Below are 15,568 nucleotides of genomic sequence, written 5' to 3' on the forward strand. Positions count from 1 at the left end.
TGAATCGAGAGGTTCACGTCCGGATCTGTGGGAGCCGGAGGGTGCAATCCCCTCCGGCCACCCGACCTTTGACTGTGTGCGTAGGGCGGGAACATTTATGATCGGCCGCCTTGACGGCACAGTCGGCGCCGTGAGCGCACACTCGGCGTCATCAGCCATCGACCCAACCGCACCAGCACGCGATTTCCATCTCCCCACCCCGGGGCCGCAGCCCGCTAGATGAGCGCGATCCTAGCCCGCCGCCGGGATCCGGGGCATGACATAGGCGCGCGGCGGGATCCGCAACACGCTGTTGACACCGCTGCCACCGCCGGAGGGTGTCGGCCCGAGCGGTAGCCCGCCCAGCATGTGTCCCGGCGCGCTTTGCGCAGCGCCGCCCAGGCTGGTAGCCGGCAACGCTCGAACCGCTGGGTTGATCGCGTGACTGGCCGCGGCCCAGCTTTGCGGTACCGATAACGAGCCAACCGAAGCGGCCCGGCCCAACCCGGCCGCCAACCCCGCATCGCCCAGCCCGCCAGATGCCGACCCCAGCGCGGTCGTCCCGCCCGCAATCGCCTCGGCCGCGGCGCCGGCAGCCTCGCTGACCGCAGCGGGCACCGCCCTGGACATCGCGGCCCCCATCTGGGTCATGGCAAGCGTGTTGTTGGTCACCGACACACAGTTCTGACCTATTGACACGATGTCTCTGAAGGTGCCCAGGTGCGACGAGATCTCCCTCCACAGTTCCACCAGCCAGTTCCACGGTGCCGGCTCGCTGAGCATTCGTAGCGCCCGGGGCACCTCGGACATCAGCTGCCTCATGGCGGCGGCTTCGACCTCCCCGACCAGTGCGAGCTGCCTGGCCAGCCCATCGGTGCGGGTGGTTTCCGGGGCCTCCTCGAACGGCGTCAACGTCGACGCGGCCGCCGAGGCAGCCGCATAGCCATACATCGCGGCGGCGTCCCGGGCCCACATCTCCGCGTACTCCGCTTCGGTCGCGGCGATCGCCGCGGCGTTCTGCCCGAAGATATCGGTGGCGACCAGTGTCATGAGCATGGCCCGGTTCTCCGCGATAACCGGTGGCGGCACCGTCATCGAGAACACCGCATTGAACGCGGTCACCGCCGCCATGGCCTGAATGCCGGCCTGCTCGGCCTGGGTCGCGGTAGCGTTCATCCACGCGACATACGGCGCTGCCGCGGCCGCCATCAACACCGACGCCGGACCCAGCCAGGAACCCACCGTCAGCCCCGAGATGGCCGACTCGTATGAGGCGGCCAGCGAGTACAGATCGGCGGCCAGACATTCCCACGCCGCCACCGCGGCCAGCAGCGAGCCCGCACCCGGACCGGCGTACATCCTGGCGGAGTTGATCTCCGGTGGCAGTGCTCCGAAATCCATCATGTGTGTGCCCTCGTCCTGGCTCAGCTGACTTAGCGGGCTGTCATCGCGTCGGCGGCCGCAGCGGCGGTGTACGAACCGGAGCCGGTCCCGAAGCCGGCCAAAGCACTGACCACCCGATATCGCGCTGCGCCGGGCCCACCGCATGCATGGGTTCTCGTGGACGTCGGCAGCATTGCCGGTTGCGGCGCAACGACCATCCGCTTCCTCCTCAGTTCAGCGAAGCCCGAGCAGTCGCACGGGTGATCAAAGTTGTTGCGAATCAAGCGGTCTGAAAGCTCGCGGGACCTCCGCCGCGGGCTGCGTTGGCGTGACGGAGCGCTGCCGATAACCGCTGTACCAGTGCCGCGGCCGACGCTTCGACGCCGCCACTCGCCGCGGGGTTATCGAGTGATACCTAGGTTATCGTTTGATACCCGACGTGTCAAGGGTCGTTGATCGTCGGATGTTGGCAACCGTGGGCGCTCGCTCGGAGCCGGGGGGCGGCGCGCCCTTGACCGGTGGTTATCATGTGATAACATCGCACCGTGCTGCTATCGGGCGATAACCTGCGTGGGCTCGAAGGTTTCGGCGACCCGCCGGACCGACACGTGTCTAACCACAATTCGTTAGCCGAAATCCGTTGCACCGCTGATGCTTGTGGCATCAGGCCGGCTCGGCGCGACATTGCGATCTAGCGTGGTCATGGCGATGTCTCAGCAGCCGTCCGTGGCAATCGTTGTCCCTGCGCGTAATGAAGAACGATTTATCGGCAAATGTCTTGACGCATGCCTCGGTCAAACGTCGGCACCGGACGAGATAATCGTTGTCAATAACAAATCGAGTGACAACACCGTATCGATCGTGCGTCGGTATCAAGAAGAGAACCCACATATCGACATACGGCTGCTCGACCAAAATGAGCATCTAGGTATCGCGCCGACGCGCAACTGTGGATTCGACCATGCTCGCAGTCAGATCATCGGCCGGATTGATGCCGATTCCATCATTGACACCGACTGGGTCGAGACGATTCGGCAGTGCTTTCAAGACTCCGCCGTTGACGCGGTCACCGGCCCGGTCCACTATTACGATATTCCGCTGCGTGGGTCGATATTCAGGATCGACCACATGGTCCGCCGCAACCTGCATCGCACGGCAACCGATCAACGGTTCCTCTTGGGTGCCAACATGGCAATCCGGACCTCGGCGTGGCAGGCGGTGCGTCATCTCACGCAGCTGGATCTGGAAGACCGACTGCACGAAGACATCGATCTTGCACTGACGCTGTTCAAGAATAATTTCGAGATCGCATACGAATCCACGATGGTGGTGGGCGCGTCTGGCCGCCGGGTGGAATGTTCACCGCTCGACTTTTTTCGATATGCCACGCGTTATACCAGGACCACAAAGGCGCACGGCGTCAAGAGTCGTGCCGTTCTCATGCTGGGATATTTCCCGGTTCGAACACTGCGGTTCTTTTACGACTCCGAAAGCAATCGGTTCACGTTATCACGGCTACGTGGCCGCTTCACCATCGACGTTGGGCTGCGGGCTCGGCGGGCTCGGCGGGCTTGGACGGCCGTCAGTTCGCTCGCATGACGACGGGATAGCGAGCGATGGCACCGCCTCGTGCCGTGGTTTAGTACCTGCGCATGAACGCAGGTGTTTGGCCTTCAAGCGTGTCGCACCAAGTTCCGGACGTCGGCCGACGACGAGTCGTCTTGGACGAGCTCGCCGAGCGGGCGGGCCGGCCCGGCGCCGGTCGGGGCATCACCGTCAATCTTCCGTCGCGAAAGGCACGTCGGAAATGAGCGACCACCACATCGAAACCTTCGGTGCCGCAGCCACTTATGGCGGCCACCACGGCCACCACGGCCACAGTGGCCCCGGGCATTCCCACAATCACGACCACGGCCACGACCATCCTAAGGGGTGGCGGGCCATGGTAAGAGAGATCTTCGCCCCGCACTCTCACGACGCCGCCGACAGCATCGACGATGCGCTGGAATCCAGTGCGGCCGGGATCAGTGCGGTCAAGATCAGCCTGTTGGTGCTGGGAATCACCGCGGTCGCCCAGATTGCCGTCGTGATCATCTCCGGGTCGATTGCCCTTGCGGCCGACACCATCCACAACTTCTCCGACGCGCTCACCGCGGTGCCGTTGTGGATCGCATTCGCACTGAGCACCAAGGCTGCCACCCGCCGCTACACCTACGGCTTCGGCCGTGTCGAGGATCTGGCCGGCCTATTCGTCGTAGCGATGATCACGATGTCGGCCATCATCGCCGGCTACGAGGCCGTTGTGCGGCTCATCCACCCCAGCCCGTCGAAAACGTCGGCTGGGTTGCCCTGGCCGGACTAATGGGATTCATCGGCAACGAATGGTTCGCGCTGTACCGGATCGGCGTCGGCCGACGCATCGGCTCAGCCGCCCTGGTCGCCGACGGCCTGCACGCCCGTACCGACGGCTTCACCTCCCTGGCCGTCCTTTTTGCCGCCGGCGCTGTCGCCCTGGGCTTCCCGCTGGCCGACCCGATCATCGGTCTGGTGATCACCGTGGCCATTCTGGCTGTGCTGCGGACCGCAGTGCGCGACGTGTTCCACCGCCTGCTGGACGGTCTGGACCCGGCCCTCATCGACGCCGCTGAAGCCGCCCTGGCCGCCCGGCCAGGGGTCCGATCAGTTCGCAGCCTACGGATGCGCTGGATCGGCCACCGCGTGCACGCCGACGCCGAACTCGACATCGAGTCAACCCTGAGCCTGGCTGACGCCCACCGCATTGCCCACGACGGGGAACACGACCTCATCCGCGCCGTCCCCAAACTCACCACGGCCCTAATCCACGCCTACCCCGCCGACCATCCAAACGCTGCAGAGCAGCACCGCCATGGCGGCGAGCCGCCAACCGAGACCAGCGCTTCTTAGCGCTGGCAACAGCGCTCGCCCACGTGATTTGCGCTATCCGGCCGCCGGCGGACGTGGCACGACCGCGGGACGGAACCCGTATCGCGGCACCGCACCGCCCATGCCCTGGCCGGCCGTCCCGGCGATCGGAACCCCCGGCATTCCCGGCACGCCCGCCGCGCTTTCGGGCACCACACCCCAGCTGGTCGGGAGCGCCGCGGCGGCAGAGCCGGCCGCGGGAAGTGCGGCCCAGCTTGCCGGCACCGACAACGCGCCGATCGATCCCGCTCCGCCCATACTCGCCGACATCGCCGCACCGGCCGACGACATACCGGCCATCGAACCAAGCCCACCCGCCAGCGCCGAACCCAACGACGCCGCGTCGCCGGTGGCGACCTGCGCCGCCGACCCCGCCACCAGCGAGAGCGACGCCAGCGACTGGGTCAGCCCCAAACACGAACTGACCGAGCTCAGGATCAGCGGCGCGGCGGTGACAAAGATGAAGTCCAGCCAGTCCGGGGGGTCCATGGACAACATCGGTGATGCGAGTTCCTGCAGGGCCCGGGGCACCCGGGACAGCAGTTGCGACAGCGTGGTCATTTGCGCGTTCGACTCGGCGGCCCTGGCCACCGCTGCGGCCTGAGCGGTCAATCCTGCTTCGTTGGTGGTTGGCGGCGGGTCGGCGAAAGGCGCCACCCGGGATGCAGCCGCGGAGGCGGCCGCATACGCGTACATCGCGGCAGCGTCCTGCGCCCACATTTCGGCGTACTGCGTCTCGGTAGTCGCGATCGCCGTGATGTTTTGGCCAAGAGCATTGGTCGCGACCAGCCAGCACAACATCGTCCTGTTGGCCGCCACCTCCGCCGGCGGAACCGTCATGTGAAACGCCACCTCAAAGGCCTGCGCTGCCGCCCTGGCCTGGCTCGCCGCGTGCTGTGCCTGGGAAGCGGTGGTGGCAAGCCAGGACACATACGGTGCCGCCGCCGCAGCCATGGACGCCGATACGGAACCCCGCCATGGTCCCTCGGTCAGTCCCGACACCACCGACAGGTAGTCGACCGCCGTCGCGTACAAGTCGGCGGCCAGCACCTCCCACGCCGCGGCTGCGGCCCGCAACGACCCCGAGCCGCCGCCGGCGTACATCCGACCCGAATTGATCTCCGGGGGCAACGCTGCGAAATCCAGCATGGCTAACCGCCGACAGCTTCGACAAGGCGCCGTGGCGCGACCAATGGCCAGTGTGCACGAAGCGTTTCGGCTCCAAAGTTCATCGAAGACATGGAGGTTGCTCCTTAAGTCAGCCCGGAAGGCGGCGAAGTTATCAGGCGATAACCGCCACCACCAGCCAGGTTATCAGCGGATAACTTGATGTCAAGGTCGCCGTCGAAAAGACTTGGCTCGGGCCTGGAGTGGCTTCGATAATCGCCCGAAGCGCTCACGCGAAGGCCGAGGGCTGATCACCCGGCCGCGACTCCCAGGGCCCGCCTCGGCCCGCTCGCCGGTGCGGTGTGCCTGCTGTGCCGAGACAGGCCCGCCACAGCGACCAATCCCACGACAATCAATGCCCCCCAGGCAAATTCGTCGACGTTGAAGCGGTGTGCCGCACTGAGCAGCGCCCCGGTCGCCAGATTGCCGATGAGCAGACCGATTCCGACAACGGTCTTGTAAAAGCCGTAATGGGTGGCCACCAGCCGGTCTCCGGCCAACGACACCACCCTGTCCAGCTCGAAGGGAAACACCACCGCAGCGGCAAGCGCGAGCAGGCTCGCCGACAGCAACAGCGCCAGCACCGCGGCGGCAGTACCGAACCGTTGCTCGTTGGGAACGACCGCAAGGGGCACGAACGATCCCGTCAGCAACATGACTCCGATGGGGAGGCTGCGCCCCGGCTCCCACCGCGCCCCGAACCAGCGGGTGAGGTGGCGCTGGCCGGCGACCGTGACCAAACTCGATATCAGGAAAAGCACTGCCACCAGCGATGTCTGGGAGCGCGGTGCCAGCCGCGACGCATGCAGCGGAAGGGCGAGATTGATCTGGAATTCCAGCACGTACGCGCCGATCATGGCTGCGGCGAACCACAATACCGCTCGGTTGCCCAACACGACGCGCCAGTCCTCGATGACCGAGCTCTTCTCCGCTTTCCGTGCCTTGCCCGCGGCCCGGCCGGCTTTGTCCGGGGGTAGCGCCAGCAGCTGTGCGACACTGAGGGCCGCGAAAACGACCGCAGCGGCCATGACTGAAATCCGGAAATCCATTGCCACCAACGCCAATCCAATCAGCGGGCCGAGGAGAATCCCTGACTGGTAGAAGACGTTGAACATCGCAAACGCTTCGATCCTGCGGTTTTCGGCGTCGGCCGCGAGGTAGGCGCGCGCTGCGGGATTGAACAGGGCGCCCGCGAAACCCATTGCCGCCGAGGCGATCACCACAATCGGCAGTGACTGCGCGAGCACCAGCAGCACGAATCCGCCGGTACGCACCAGACATCCGGCCACGATCATCGGCTTGTAGCCGAACCGGTCGGCCAACGTGCCTCCCACGAAGAACATGCCCTGTTGGGCGAAGTTGCGCACACCCAGCACCAGGCCCACCGCCCACGCCGCCAGCCCCAGCGGGCCCGCCAGATAGCCGGCCAAGTACGGCATCAGCATGTAGAAGCCCACATTGATGGCGAACTGGTTGACCATCAGGACGCGGCTGGGATGATTGAAGCTGCGGAAGTGAGCAACTATTCCCATCGTCACATCACCCGAGTCGGGCTCCGTGGCGTGTCGGCAGCCGGGGCTATTGCCGACGGTGACGCGGTGGCGCAGGCGGAAAGCAACCGTCGTTGCCGGTGATCGAAAGCCGGGCTCGTTGACCGGCCAGCGCGGGCCAGTCGCCATGGCCGACCGACCCCGGCACGCACTACACCCGGTAGTGCCGGATCTTCTCGCGGTTCGTCGGGGTGCGAATCCTTTTGGGTGGTAAGCAGTTTGCTGGCGATAATGGCGGCGACGTTCATCATCAGCAGACGTAACACCTGCATGGTCGCCACCAGCGGCTCGGCCGCTGAGTCGCTGGCTGCCAGCGCCACATAGATTCCGCCCGGTGTGGTCGCCAGATATGCCTGCGTAAAGGACACGCCGGTCCAGGCCGACACCACGAACGTCAACACCAAACATCCAGCGATGGCGACTCCGATGAAGGCGCATGTCAAGGGCAGTAGTCGCAGGCATTGACGGAGGGCGCCGAGAGTGAGGGCACCTCCGGCCTGCCATCCGATCACCACATACGCGACGGCATTGAGCTCGGGCGGCAGGGCCAGCACGAACTGCCCGGGGCCGGGGAGTTGAGTCACCAGGGCAACCAGCATGGGAGCGATCAGAAACGGCGCCGGCCATTTCCACTTCAATCCGGCGTAACCGGCTGCGACGATGACCACGATCGCGGCCACGCTGGAGACCGGCGTGACGTGACTCCCGGCTGGATGCGCCCGGCCCGCTGGAGCGCCGACACATTGCAAAACCAGCGGAACCGTCAGCGCGACCACGACCACCCGAAGGTATTGCGATAGCGCCACGTAACGGTGATCGACACGCAATTCCGGTGCCATGGTGCATATTCCGCTGGCCCCACCGGCCAATGTCGACAGCAACGCGGTTGCCGGCGACAGCGTTTTCGCGGCGCGGGTCAAGGCAAGACCGCAGACCAGGCATAGCAGCAGCGTCGCTGCGGAGCACACCGCAGAGATTCCGAGGTAGCCGGCGATCGTGGTACTGGCCAGGCCGCTCAGCGGCACCGCGACCGCCATGCCGATGCACCCTTGCGCCGGCCGAAGCAGAAACTTGTGCGGCACAAACTCCCGGCCCGCCAACACCGCCACGCTTCCGGCACCGGCTAGCGCGGCGATCAGCCATCCGATCGGCATGTGAAATGCCGAGAGCGGCAGCCCCAGTGTCATCGTGAGTAGCACACAGCACAACCAGTAGCCGGCGGTTCGCCATCTTTGTCGCATACTCATCGTTCAGGCAGCCATCTTGTCCAGGTCGGCAAATACGTAGCCATCGAACAGCTTTCGCGTTGTGCTGCGCAGCACCGCGGAAATACCATCGCCCCGGCCACCACCGATGACTTCCACGTCCATCGCGCCGGATGGATGTTCGATCACCAACTGTCCGGTGCTGAAGGGGTGGGCCAGAAGTCTTCCGACGACCGTGTCGCAGAAGGTTGCTGCCGTCGCCAGACATAGTGCCCCCGAAACTGCGTGGGTTGGATGGCAGCTGCTCGGTACGAAGTAACGTGACCGCAGATCGCCACGGTGCGACCTGGCGATCAGCATGACCTTCGGCAGCACGCGTCCGGTGACGTCGCCGAGGCCCATGGCGACCGCCGCACGCAGCCGGACGGATTCGATATTGTGCAGCAATTCGCGATCGCCGGTGAGCTGCTGCGGCGATTCGTCACCCGCGATCCCGAACGCTTCCGCGTGGGCGATGATAGCGCACACCCCCGCGTCGATCGCGGTGACCGCGACTCCGTCGACATCGTCGACGGGACTTCCCGTCGGGAACAATGTCCCGGTGCTCCCGCCGCAGAACTCGCTGAACACCATGTCGATCGCCGCCGCGCGCCCGGGCACACCGCTGATTTCGAATCCACCGGCATACCTGAGCTGCCCGCCCGGGGTGGGCACCGAAACCGTGACGGTAGCGCCGGTGTTGACCAGATGGACCCGGATCGGGGTGTAACCGTCAACCGTTGCGACAAGTCCTCGCTCAATCGCGAACGGTCCCACCCCGGCGAGGATGTTCCCGCACGTCGGTGTCCAATCCACCCGAAAGGATTCGACATCCACCTGCGCGAAGAGATAGTCGATGTCGCAGCCGGCGCGGGTCGCCGGCCCCACTATCGCGACCTTGCTGGTCGTCGAGCTGCCGCCGCCGAGTCCGTCGATCTGCCGGTGGTCCGGCGACCCCATGACGGCAGGCAGTAGGACATTCGGGTCTGCGCCGACGCTTTCGAGATCCGACTTGAGCAGGTAGACCCCTTTGGAGGCTAGTCGTCGGCTGGCCGGCTGGGGTTTCACCACGGAAATAGACATTGTCTTCTTGGACCCTCCTTGGAGTGCCGGACTAACTGCCCGACGCTGTCAGTGAGGGCGGTGCAGTTGACGGTAGCTATCGATTGATAACTAAGTTATCAATCGATCTCTGCGGCGGTCAAGGGGTGGGTGCCGGCGAAAAGTCGGCGTAATGGGAACGGCCGCTACCGCATGGAGCCACGTCAAAAGGGGTCTTGACAGCAGGTTATCAGCCGATAACATTAGCACAAATTATCCACTGATAACCAACAACGTGAATCCGGAATCGCGACGAACTCCCGGACTCGGACGCCGGAACTCAACATGCGCACCCTGGTGACCGGCAGCTCCGGCCACCTGGGCGAAGCTCTGGTGCGCACCCTGCGGGCGCGCGGAGCCGACGTCATCGGCCTAGATAGCCGGCCGTCGAAGTGGACCGATGTTGTCGGGTCCGTGACCGACCCGGCTTTGCTGCGCGAGGTGATGGCCGGCGTGGAGGTGGTATTCCACACGGCTACCCTGCACAAGCCGCAGCTGGCTTTCGTGCCAAGTCATGAATTTGTGGAGACGAATATCAGCGGCACTCATCATCTGCTCGACGCCGCGGTCGCGGCGAGCGTCCGCTCATTCGTGATGACCTCCTCGACAACGGTTTTCGGTGACGCGCTGGTGCCGCCACCGGGTGAGCCCGCGGCCTGGATCGACGAATCGGTGGCGCCGATTCCGAAAAACATTTACGGGGTTACCAAGGCCGCCGCCGAAGACCTCTGCCAGCTGGCGCATCGCAACGACGGCCTGGCCTGTGTTGTGTTGCGGGTGGCGCGGTTCTTCGCCGAGTTCGATGACATGCCTGACGATTACGACGGGCGCAGCGACGACAACATCAAGGCCAACGAATATGCGTGCCGCCGCGTCGCGCTCGAGGATGCGGTCAATGCGCATCTGAGAGCGGCGCAGCTCGCGCCGAGCCTTGGGTTCGCCCGGTACATCATCAGCGCCACCACACCGTTCGCTCGGGAGGACATGGCCGAGCTGCGCACCGACGCAGCCGCGGTGCTGGCGCGTCGGGCGCCGGATGCCGCAGCGGTGTGGGCCGAACGGGGCTGGCGGTTCCCCGACCGGGGGGACCGCGTGTACGTCAACACCCGGGCTCGCCAGGAATTGGGATGGAATCCACGCTTCGATCTGAATGCTGTCGCCGCCCGGGTGGCCGAAAACGAACCGGTTCGGACGCCGCTGTCGCAACTAGTGGGCGCCAAGGAATATGCCAGCAGTTCCTACCACGTAGGGGTATTCCACCCGGCCAGGACCGATAGGCCTGCCAAAGCCCACCGCGGTCAGGGTGCCGGTGTCGCGCCCCGTAACCAACATCCCGCGACCGCGCCGCGGTCACGGTCGCATCCAACGCAACTGCTCGCGGCAGAAGCCTGAGAGGCCGGGCCCGGGATGCCGCTCGTGTCGTACCGGAACCGCACAGTTGCGCTGGTGGCTGATGGCTTACCTTAGGTGCATGTCCGGGGACTCCGCACGACGCAGCCCAACGGCGGATCGCATCTTGCGCGCGGCCGCTGAGCTCATCTCTTTGCGGGGCTACTCCGCCACCTCGACCCGGGAGATCGCCGCCGCTGTCGGCGTCGAGCAACCGGCCCTCTACAAGCACTTCTCCTCGAAGAAAGAAATCCTCGCGGCGCTGGTGCGGCTCGCTCTGGAGCGTCCAGTGGCGGTGGCCGACGAGCTTGCGGCGGTGCGCGCCCCGGCGGTGGTCAAGCTGCACCGCTGGCTCCAGGAGGCCTACGAGTATGTCAATCGCTCACCCAACGTACTGGCCGCCATCATCATCACCCCGGAACTGCAGCAGAACGACGCTTTCGCGGCCGAACAGGCGCTGGTTTCGAAGATCGAGCCGGTGATCGTGGATCTCATCCGGGCGGGCCAGGACGAAGGCGATGTGCGCGAACTGAATCCGGTTTCGGCAGCCAGGCTGATCGAGGCGATGTTCGACGCGGTGACGTTCCCGGATCTCGCGGTCGATCCCGCTGAGATCGTGGAGTTCACCTTGGTCGCGTTGCTGGCGGATCCCGCTCGATTGCCCGAAATTCGTTCCGCCGCTGATGCTTTGGAGATCAGCGCGGAACCCCCACATCCACCTCGATGAGCGCTGCTGCGGTCGACAACGCCACGTGTTGGTTACGGGTCCAAGACTGTTCTAGGACGGCGCGGATCTAGTGTCCTCGTGATAGGACGCAACTGCGGCTTTCCCATCAGCCACATCAGTCTCCCTGGGTTCGGGGTGTCGGTTTTTGCCCGCCTGTCCGCGACGATTCGTTGCGCCCCTTGCCTTGTCGCTCAAAGGCGGTTGTGGGGCTGCGCCCCGGTGTGGGGAGATGGAAATCGCGTGCTGGTGCGGTTGGGTCGGCGGCTGACGGCGCCGAGTGTGCACCGGCGGCGTCGAGTGTGCGCCGGCAGCGTCGAGTGTGCGCTGATGGCGCCGAGTGTGCTGTCAGGGCGGCCGATCGCGGCGGTTACCGCCCTACATACACAGTCAAAGCCGCCACCGCACACTCGATACGGCGGCATGGTGTTGAGCGTCGCTCAGGATGACGAGGATGGCGTCATTGGGATTGAAGTGATCCGGTAAGGAGAACGGCCCCGCTGGTCATGCTGAGCGGGGCCGTTGTGGGCGTGTTGACGGCGTTGTCGCCGGGCTGACGCGGTGGTGGTCGGGTTGATGCGGACTGGGTTCATTCCGTGGCGGTTTCGGTGATCGCGATGCGTGCTGCCTTTTCGTCGACGATGCTGTGATCGGCGGCGAAGGCGGCCGTCAGCGCGTGCAGGGCCAGGTTGTTGACCGCGCGGGGGTGACCGCGCGAGGATCAGTTCCTTGCCACACTGATGGTGCACACGAACCAGATCAACCCCGCCAGCACACCGACCGCCGCATCGGCAGCCTCAATGACGAATGGCTACCCAGTGGTCGTCATCCCAAGAGACGGCCAACACATGGCACCCGATTCGGTGAGCACGTGAGACATCCCCCGAACGCCTGCCATCACAAGAGGTTTGAGCACGATGCGGTATCGGTGTGCCGAAAACAGAGCCAGGCGGCCAAGGCTGCGCACGAGGACATCGTTGACCAGCAGCATTCGTGGTCCAATTCTCAAGTGAGACGGGTAAATTTCGCATCGGTTCGGACAGGGACGAATGTGAAAGACGCGACTGCCGGGCGTCCAGGACTCCGTGCAGCGCGGTGACTAGATCAGCACGGGCCTAAGACTGGCCTAAGTTTGGCCTAAGACGCGCGGGTCTAGCCCACCACGCCAACGAAGTTGGGCTCCCAGCTGGCCGGGAGCATCGGCTCCTGTACAGCATCACCTAGTTCATCACCGTGCAGTACCGTCAACCCGGACGGCCGTGCGGTGCTTTGCTTGCCGTCGGTCCCGGCAAATCGCAACGTGCCAGCACCGCGATCCGAAGCGGCCACCGACGCCGGCGCGCCCGCAGGGCTTGGCTGTACCGCTGATACCAGCCGTTGCTGCGGCGCCGCGGCGGAAGTGCTACCCGGCGACGGCGTCATGCTACTTACTGCAACAACTGAGGCGGGCGCTGCTCCCGCCCCGGCCATACCTGCGAGGGAAGCAACGGCCGGTATCGTCACCGCAGCGCCCAACGGGCTAACAAGAGCCATAGCGGCCGGGACGACCCACGACGCAGCGATCCCGATAATCCCATGAATAATATTCCAAATCCACTCAATGACAAGCACAATCACCGCCACACCAAAGTAGAAGACGGCCCAGCTAAGCATTTCCGCTAGGTAAGCGAGAGCTAAGGGGATGGCAACAAAGAACAACGCCATGGCTCCGATAAAGAGGATGGCAGCCAGGCCGAGGAACGCCAGTCCAAAAGCAACCGCTATCGCGAGGGCCTCAAGACCTTGAAGCACTAACGATACGTAATGAAGGGCCAACGCAACGTAGTACCACCAGGGTTCTAGTGCAATTTGGCCAGCCAGGCTTGCAATTTCACCAGCCTCACCTATGCCGGGCTTGACGATGACCGGCGCCGGCGGGGTGTGCGGTGTTGCCGCCAAGGCCGCGCCGGCGATGGTGTGATAGACACCCATCGTGGTAGCGGCCTGGATCCACATCCGTACGTAGTCGGCTTCGTTGAGCGCGATCGGGATCGTATTGATGCCAAAGAGATTCGTTGCCACCAAGGTGTACCATCGCGTCAAAGCCGCAGGACACGACCACTCCCACGCGGTCCGCATCATTGCTCGCGTTTGGCGCCACGTCATCTGCACTACCGGCAAGATGAAGGCGCCTACGACGCCGCCAAAGATCGCGCCCACCAGACACTGAAAAATCAGGCGCGACACCGGGCGGCTTGGCACCGGGTATCTGGTTCATAGGCGAGATGGCTCCGGCGGCCCGCTTGGTTGCCACTAGGTCGTGCTTCCGAATCAACCGAAATCCTATTATTTCCAAGCAATACGGGCGTAGATTTCGTAGCAGTCGAGGTTGACAGCAGGCCAGCCGGGTTCCGATCCGAGAGGCGAGCAATGTTGTTCGTATTTTCGTCGCCGGAGATGTTGGCGGCAGCGGCAGGGGACCTGTCCAATATCGGATCGACAATCAGCGCAGCCAGCGTCGGGGCAGCGGCGCCCACAACGGGTGTGATAGCTGCCGGCACCGACGAAGTGTCGACGGCCATTACGAGATTATTTTGTGCGTATGCTCAGTCCTATCAGGCTCTGAGTGCGCAGCTGATGACGTTTCACAACCAGTTTGTGCAGGCTTTGAACGCGGCTGCGGGCTCGTATGCCAGTGCTGAGGCCGCTAACGTGTTGCCGTTGGGGAAACTGCTCAGCGTAGTCAACGAGCGCGCCCAGACCCTGACTGGGCGCCCGTTAATTGGCAACGGCGCCAACGGGGCTCCCGGGACGGGGCAAAACGGCGCGCCCGGCGGGTGGTTGCTCGGCGATGGCGGGGCCGGCGGGTCGGGCGCGCCCGGCCTCAACGGCGGCAACGGCGGGTCCGCCGGACTGTTGGGTGTCGGCGGCGCCGGCGGTGCCGGCGGGAGCTCATTGACCGTCGGCGGTATCGGCGGAAACGGCGGGGCCGGCGGGTGGCTAGCGGGCTACGGTGGAGCCGGCGGGCCCGGTGGGGCGGCTTTTTTCAACGGTAACGCCGCCGCCGGCGGGACCGGCGGGGACGCCGGCTTGTTGGGCGCCGGCGGGGCCGGCGGCGCCGGCGGGATCGGCCCCTTCGCTCCGTTGGAGAATGGCAACGGTGGTAACGGCGGCCACGGCGGCCACGGCGGCCTGCTCGCGGGCCCCGGCGGCGCCGGTGGGGCTGGCGGATTCGGCGCAATAGGCTCTGGCGGCTCTGGCGGGGCAGGCGGCCGCGCGGGCCTGCTGTTCGGCCCTGGCGGGTCCGGCGGGGCCGGCGGATATGGCGCAATATCGGGTGGTAACGGGGGAAACGGCGGTGCCGCGGGCCTGCTGGTTTCCAACGGCGGGGCCGGCGGGGGCGGCGGACTCAGCGACGGTATCGACAGCGGTGGTGTCGGCGGTAGCGGCGGCGACGCCAGCCTGCTTGGTAATGGCGGGGTCGGAGGGGCCGGCGGAGCCAACCAATTTACCGGACCAGCCGGGTCCGGCGGGGACGGCGGACGGGCCGGCCTGCTGTTGGGCAACGGCGGTGCCGGCGGGGCTGGCGGGCAGGGCACCACGGTCGGTGGTGCTGGCGGGACCGGAGGCAACGCAGTGCTGATCGGCAACGGCGGCAACGGCGGCAACGGTGGGACGGGTCCCACACTGGGCGGCACCGGTCCCGGCGGAATCGGTGGGCGGCTGTTGGGTGCAGACGGATTCAACGCGCCGACCAGCAGCTCACCACTGCACATCCTGCAGCAGCAGGCGCTCAACGAGATCAATGCGCATAGCGAGCATCTGCTGGGACGCCCGCTTATCGGCAACGGCCTACCCGGGGTGCCGGGCTCCGGGCAAGACGGCGCGCCTGGTGGGCTATTGCTCGGCGACGGTGGGGCCGGCGGATCGGGCGGATTGGGCCAAAACGGCGGCGCCGGGGGGGCCGCCGGACTCGTGGGCACCGGCGGTGCCGGTGGGGACGGCAACGGCTCCCTTATCGACACGGCCGGGGGGGCTGGCGGTGTCGGCGGGGCCGGTGGTTGGTTATTGGGCAACGGCGGCACCGGAGGGCGGGGCGGGTTCTGAGG

The 15,568-nt window shown here is 65.5% G+C and carries 10 protein-coding genes and 3 pseudogenes; 5 read left to right on the plus strand and 8 right to left on the minus strand.

The genetic code is table 11. The features are described 5' to 3' along the window. Nucleotides 1–231: 231 nt before the first annotated feature. Nucleotides 232–1,383 carry a PPE family protein gene (locus AWC07_RS00035; protein WP_036412047.1) on the minus strand — a complete coding sequence of 384 codons (1,152 nt, stop codon included), beginning with the start codon at nucleotides 1,381–1,383 and terminating at the stop codon, nucleotides 232–234. Between the two features lie 705 nt (nucleotides 1,384–2,088). Here AWC07_RS00035 and AWC07_RS00040 point away from each other — a divergent pair. Next, complete coding sequence (locus tag AWC07_RS00040; protein ID WP_161951670.1) at nucleotides 2,089–2,961, plus strand: glycosyltransferase family 2 protein; 873 nt, start codon at nucleotides 2,089–2,091, stop codon at nucleotides 2,959–2,961. A gap of 343 nt (nucleotides 2,962–3,304) precedes the next feature. After that, nucleotides 3,305–4,287, plus strand: a pseudogene (locus AWC07_RS00045) (cation diffusion facilitator family transporter). A 33-nt stretch (nucleotides 4,288–4,320) separates the two neighbouring features. Here the strand turns inward: AWC07_RS00045 and AWC07_RS00050 are convergent. The 4 genes from AWC07_RS00050 to AWC07_RS00065 form a co-directional block, all read right to left on the minus strand. Continuing rightward, the gene (locus tag AWC07_RS00050) at nucleotides 4,321–5,454 is read right to left on the minus strand and encodes a PPE family protein (protein ID WP_036412049.1); all 1,134 of its coding nucleotides are present in this window, start codon (nucleotides 5,452–5,454) and stop codon (nucleotides 4,321–4,323) included. A gap of 269 nt (nucleotides 5,455–5,723) precedes the next feature. Continuing rightward, a complete protein-coding gene (locus tag AWC07_RS00055; RefSeq protein WP_036418620.1) occupies nucleotides 5,724–7,004 on the minus strand; it encodes an MFS transporter in 1,281 nt (426 codons plus the stop codon). A gap of 2 nt (nucleotides 7,005–7,006) precedes the next feature. Beyond that, complete coding sequence (locus tag AWC07_RS00060) at nucleotides 7,007–8,209, minus strand: AbrB family transcriptional regulator (RefSeq protein WP_167379985.1); 1,203 nt, start codon at nucleotides 8,207–8,209, stop codon at nucleotides 7,007–7,009. Between the two features lie 63 nt (nucleotides 8,210–8,272). Further along, nucleotides 8,273–9,349: a PrpF domain-containing protein gene (locus AWC07_RS00065; RefSeq protein ID WP_085104898.1), complete on the minus strand. Its 1,077-nt coding sequence runs from the start codon at nucleotides 9,347–9,349 to the stop codon at nucleotides 8,273–8,275. Nucleotides 9,350–9,652: 303 nt separating this feature from the next. Here AWC07_RS00065 and AWC07_RS00070 point away from each other — a divergent pair, with 303 nt between their 5' ends. Continuing rightward, complete coding sequence (locus AWC07_RS00070) at nucleotides 9,653–10,759, plus strand: NAD-dependent epimerase/dehydratase family protein (RefSeq protein ID WP_084293517.1); 1,107 nt, start codon at nucleotides 9,653–9,655, stop codon at nucleotides 10,757–10,759. A gap of 79 nt (nucleotides 10,760–10,838) precedes the next feature. Further along, nucleotides 10,839–11,483: a TetR/AcrR family transcriptional regulator gene (locus AWC07_RS00075; RefSeq protein ID WP_036413319.1), complete on the plus strand. Its 645-nt coding sequence runs from the start codon at nucleotides 10,839–10,841 to the stop codon at nucleotides 11,481–11,483. A gap of 586 nt (nucleotides 11,484–12,069) precedes the next feature. On the opposite strand, the pseudogene AWC07_RS28240 reads toward AWC07_RS00075, so the two are convergent. From AWC07_RS28240 to AWC07_RS29960, 3 genes and pseudogenes are all read right to left on the minus strand, one after another. Continuing rightward, nucleotides 12,070–12,201, minus strand: a pseudogene (locus AWC07_RS28240) (hypothetical protein); the annotation flags it as partial. 431 nt (nucleotides 12,202–12,632) lie between these two features. Then, nucleotides 12,633–13,184 (minus strand): PPW family C-terminal domain-containing PPE protein, encoded by a 552-nt coding sequence (locus AWC07_RS29955; protein ID WP_482805302.1) that lies wholly within the window; start codon nucleotides 13,182–13,184, stop codon nucleotides 12,633–12,635. 150 nt (nucleotides 13,185–13,334) lie between these two features. Next, nucleotides 13,335–13,544, minus strand: a pseudogene (locus tag AWC07_RS29960) (PPE domain-containing protein); the annotation flags it as partial. A 345-nt stretch (nucleotides 13,545–13,889) separates the two neighbouring features. Here AWC07_RS29960 and AWC07_RS00085 point away from each other — a divergent pair. Continuing rightward, nucleotides 13,890–15,566, plus strand: coding sequence for a PE family protein (locus tag AWC07_RS00085; protein WP_085104899.1), 1,677 nt, complete (start codon nucleotides 13,890–13,892; stop codon nucleotides 15,564–15,566). The last annotated feature ends 2 nt before the right edge of the window (nucleotides 15,567–15,568 follow it).

The organism is Mycobacterium gastri, from assembly GCF_002102175.1.
Classification (GTDB): Bacteria; Actinomycetota; Actinomycetes; order Mycobacteriales; family Mycobacteriaceae; genus Mycobacterium; species Mycobacterium gastri.

Bases quoted from the DNA above. Each gene is read 5' to 3' on its own strand.
- AWC07_RS00085 (WP_085104899.1), top strand. From the start codon at position 13,890: ATGTTGTTCGTATTTTCGTCGCCGGAGATGTTGGCGGCAGCGGCAGGG.
- AWC07_RS00075 (WP_036413319.1), top strand. From the start codon at position 10,839: ATGTCCGGGGACTCCGCACGACGCAGCCCAACGGCGGATCGCATCTTG.
- AWC07_RS00050 (WP_036412049.1), bottom strand. From the start codon at position 5,454: ATGCTGGATTTCGCAGCGTTGCCCCCGGAGATCAATTCGGGTCGGATG.
- AWC07_RS00060 (WP_167379985.1), bottom strand. From the start codon at position 8,209: ATGACACTGGGGCTGCCGCTCTCGGCATTTCACATGCCGATCGGATGG.
- AWC07_RS00055 (WP_036418620.1), bottom strand. From the start codon at position 7,004: ATGGGAATAGTTGCTCACTTCCGCAGCTTCAATCATCCCAGCCGCGTC.
- AWC07_RS00070 (WP_084293517.1), top strand. From the start codon at position 9,653: ATGCGCACCCTGGTGACCGGCAGCTCCGGCCACCTGGGCGAAGCTCTG.
- AWC07_RS00035 (WP_036412047.1), bottom strand. From the start codon at position 1,383: ATGATGGATTTCGGAGCACTGCCACCGGAGATCAACTCCGCCAGGATG.
- AWC07_RS29955 (WP_482805302.1), bottom strand. From the start codon at position 13,184: ATGGCGTTGTTCTTTGTTGCCATCCCCTTAGCTCTCGCTTACCTAGCG.
- AWC07_RS00065 (WP_085104898.1), bottom strand. From the start codon at position 9,349: ATGTCTATTTCCGTGGTGAAACCCCAGCCGGCCAGCCGACGACTAGCC.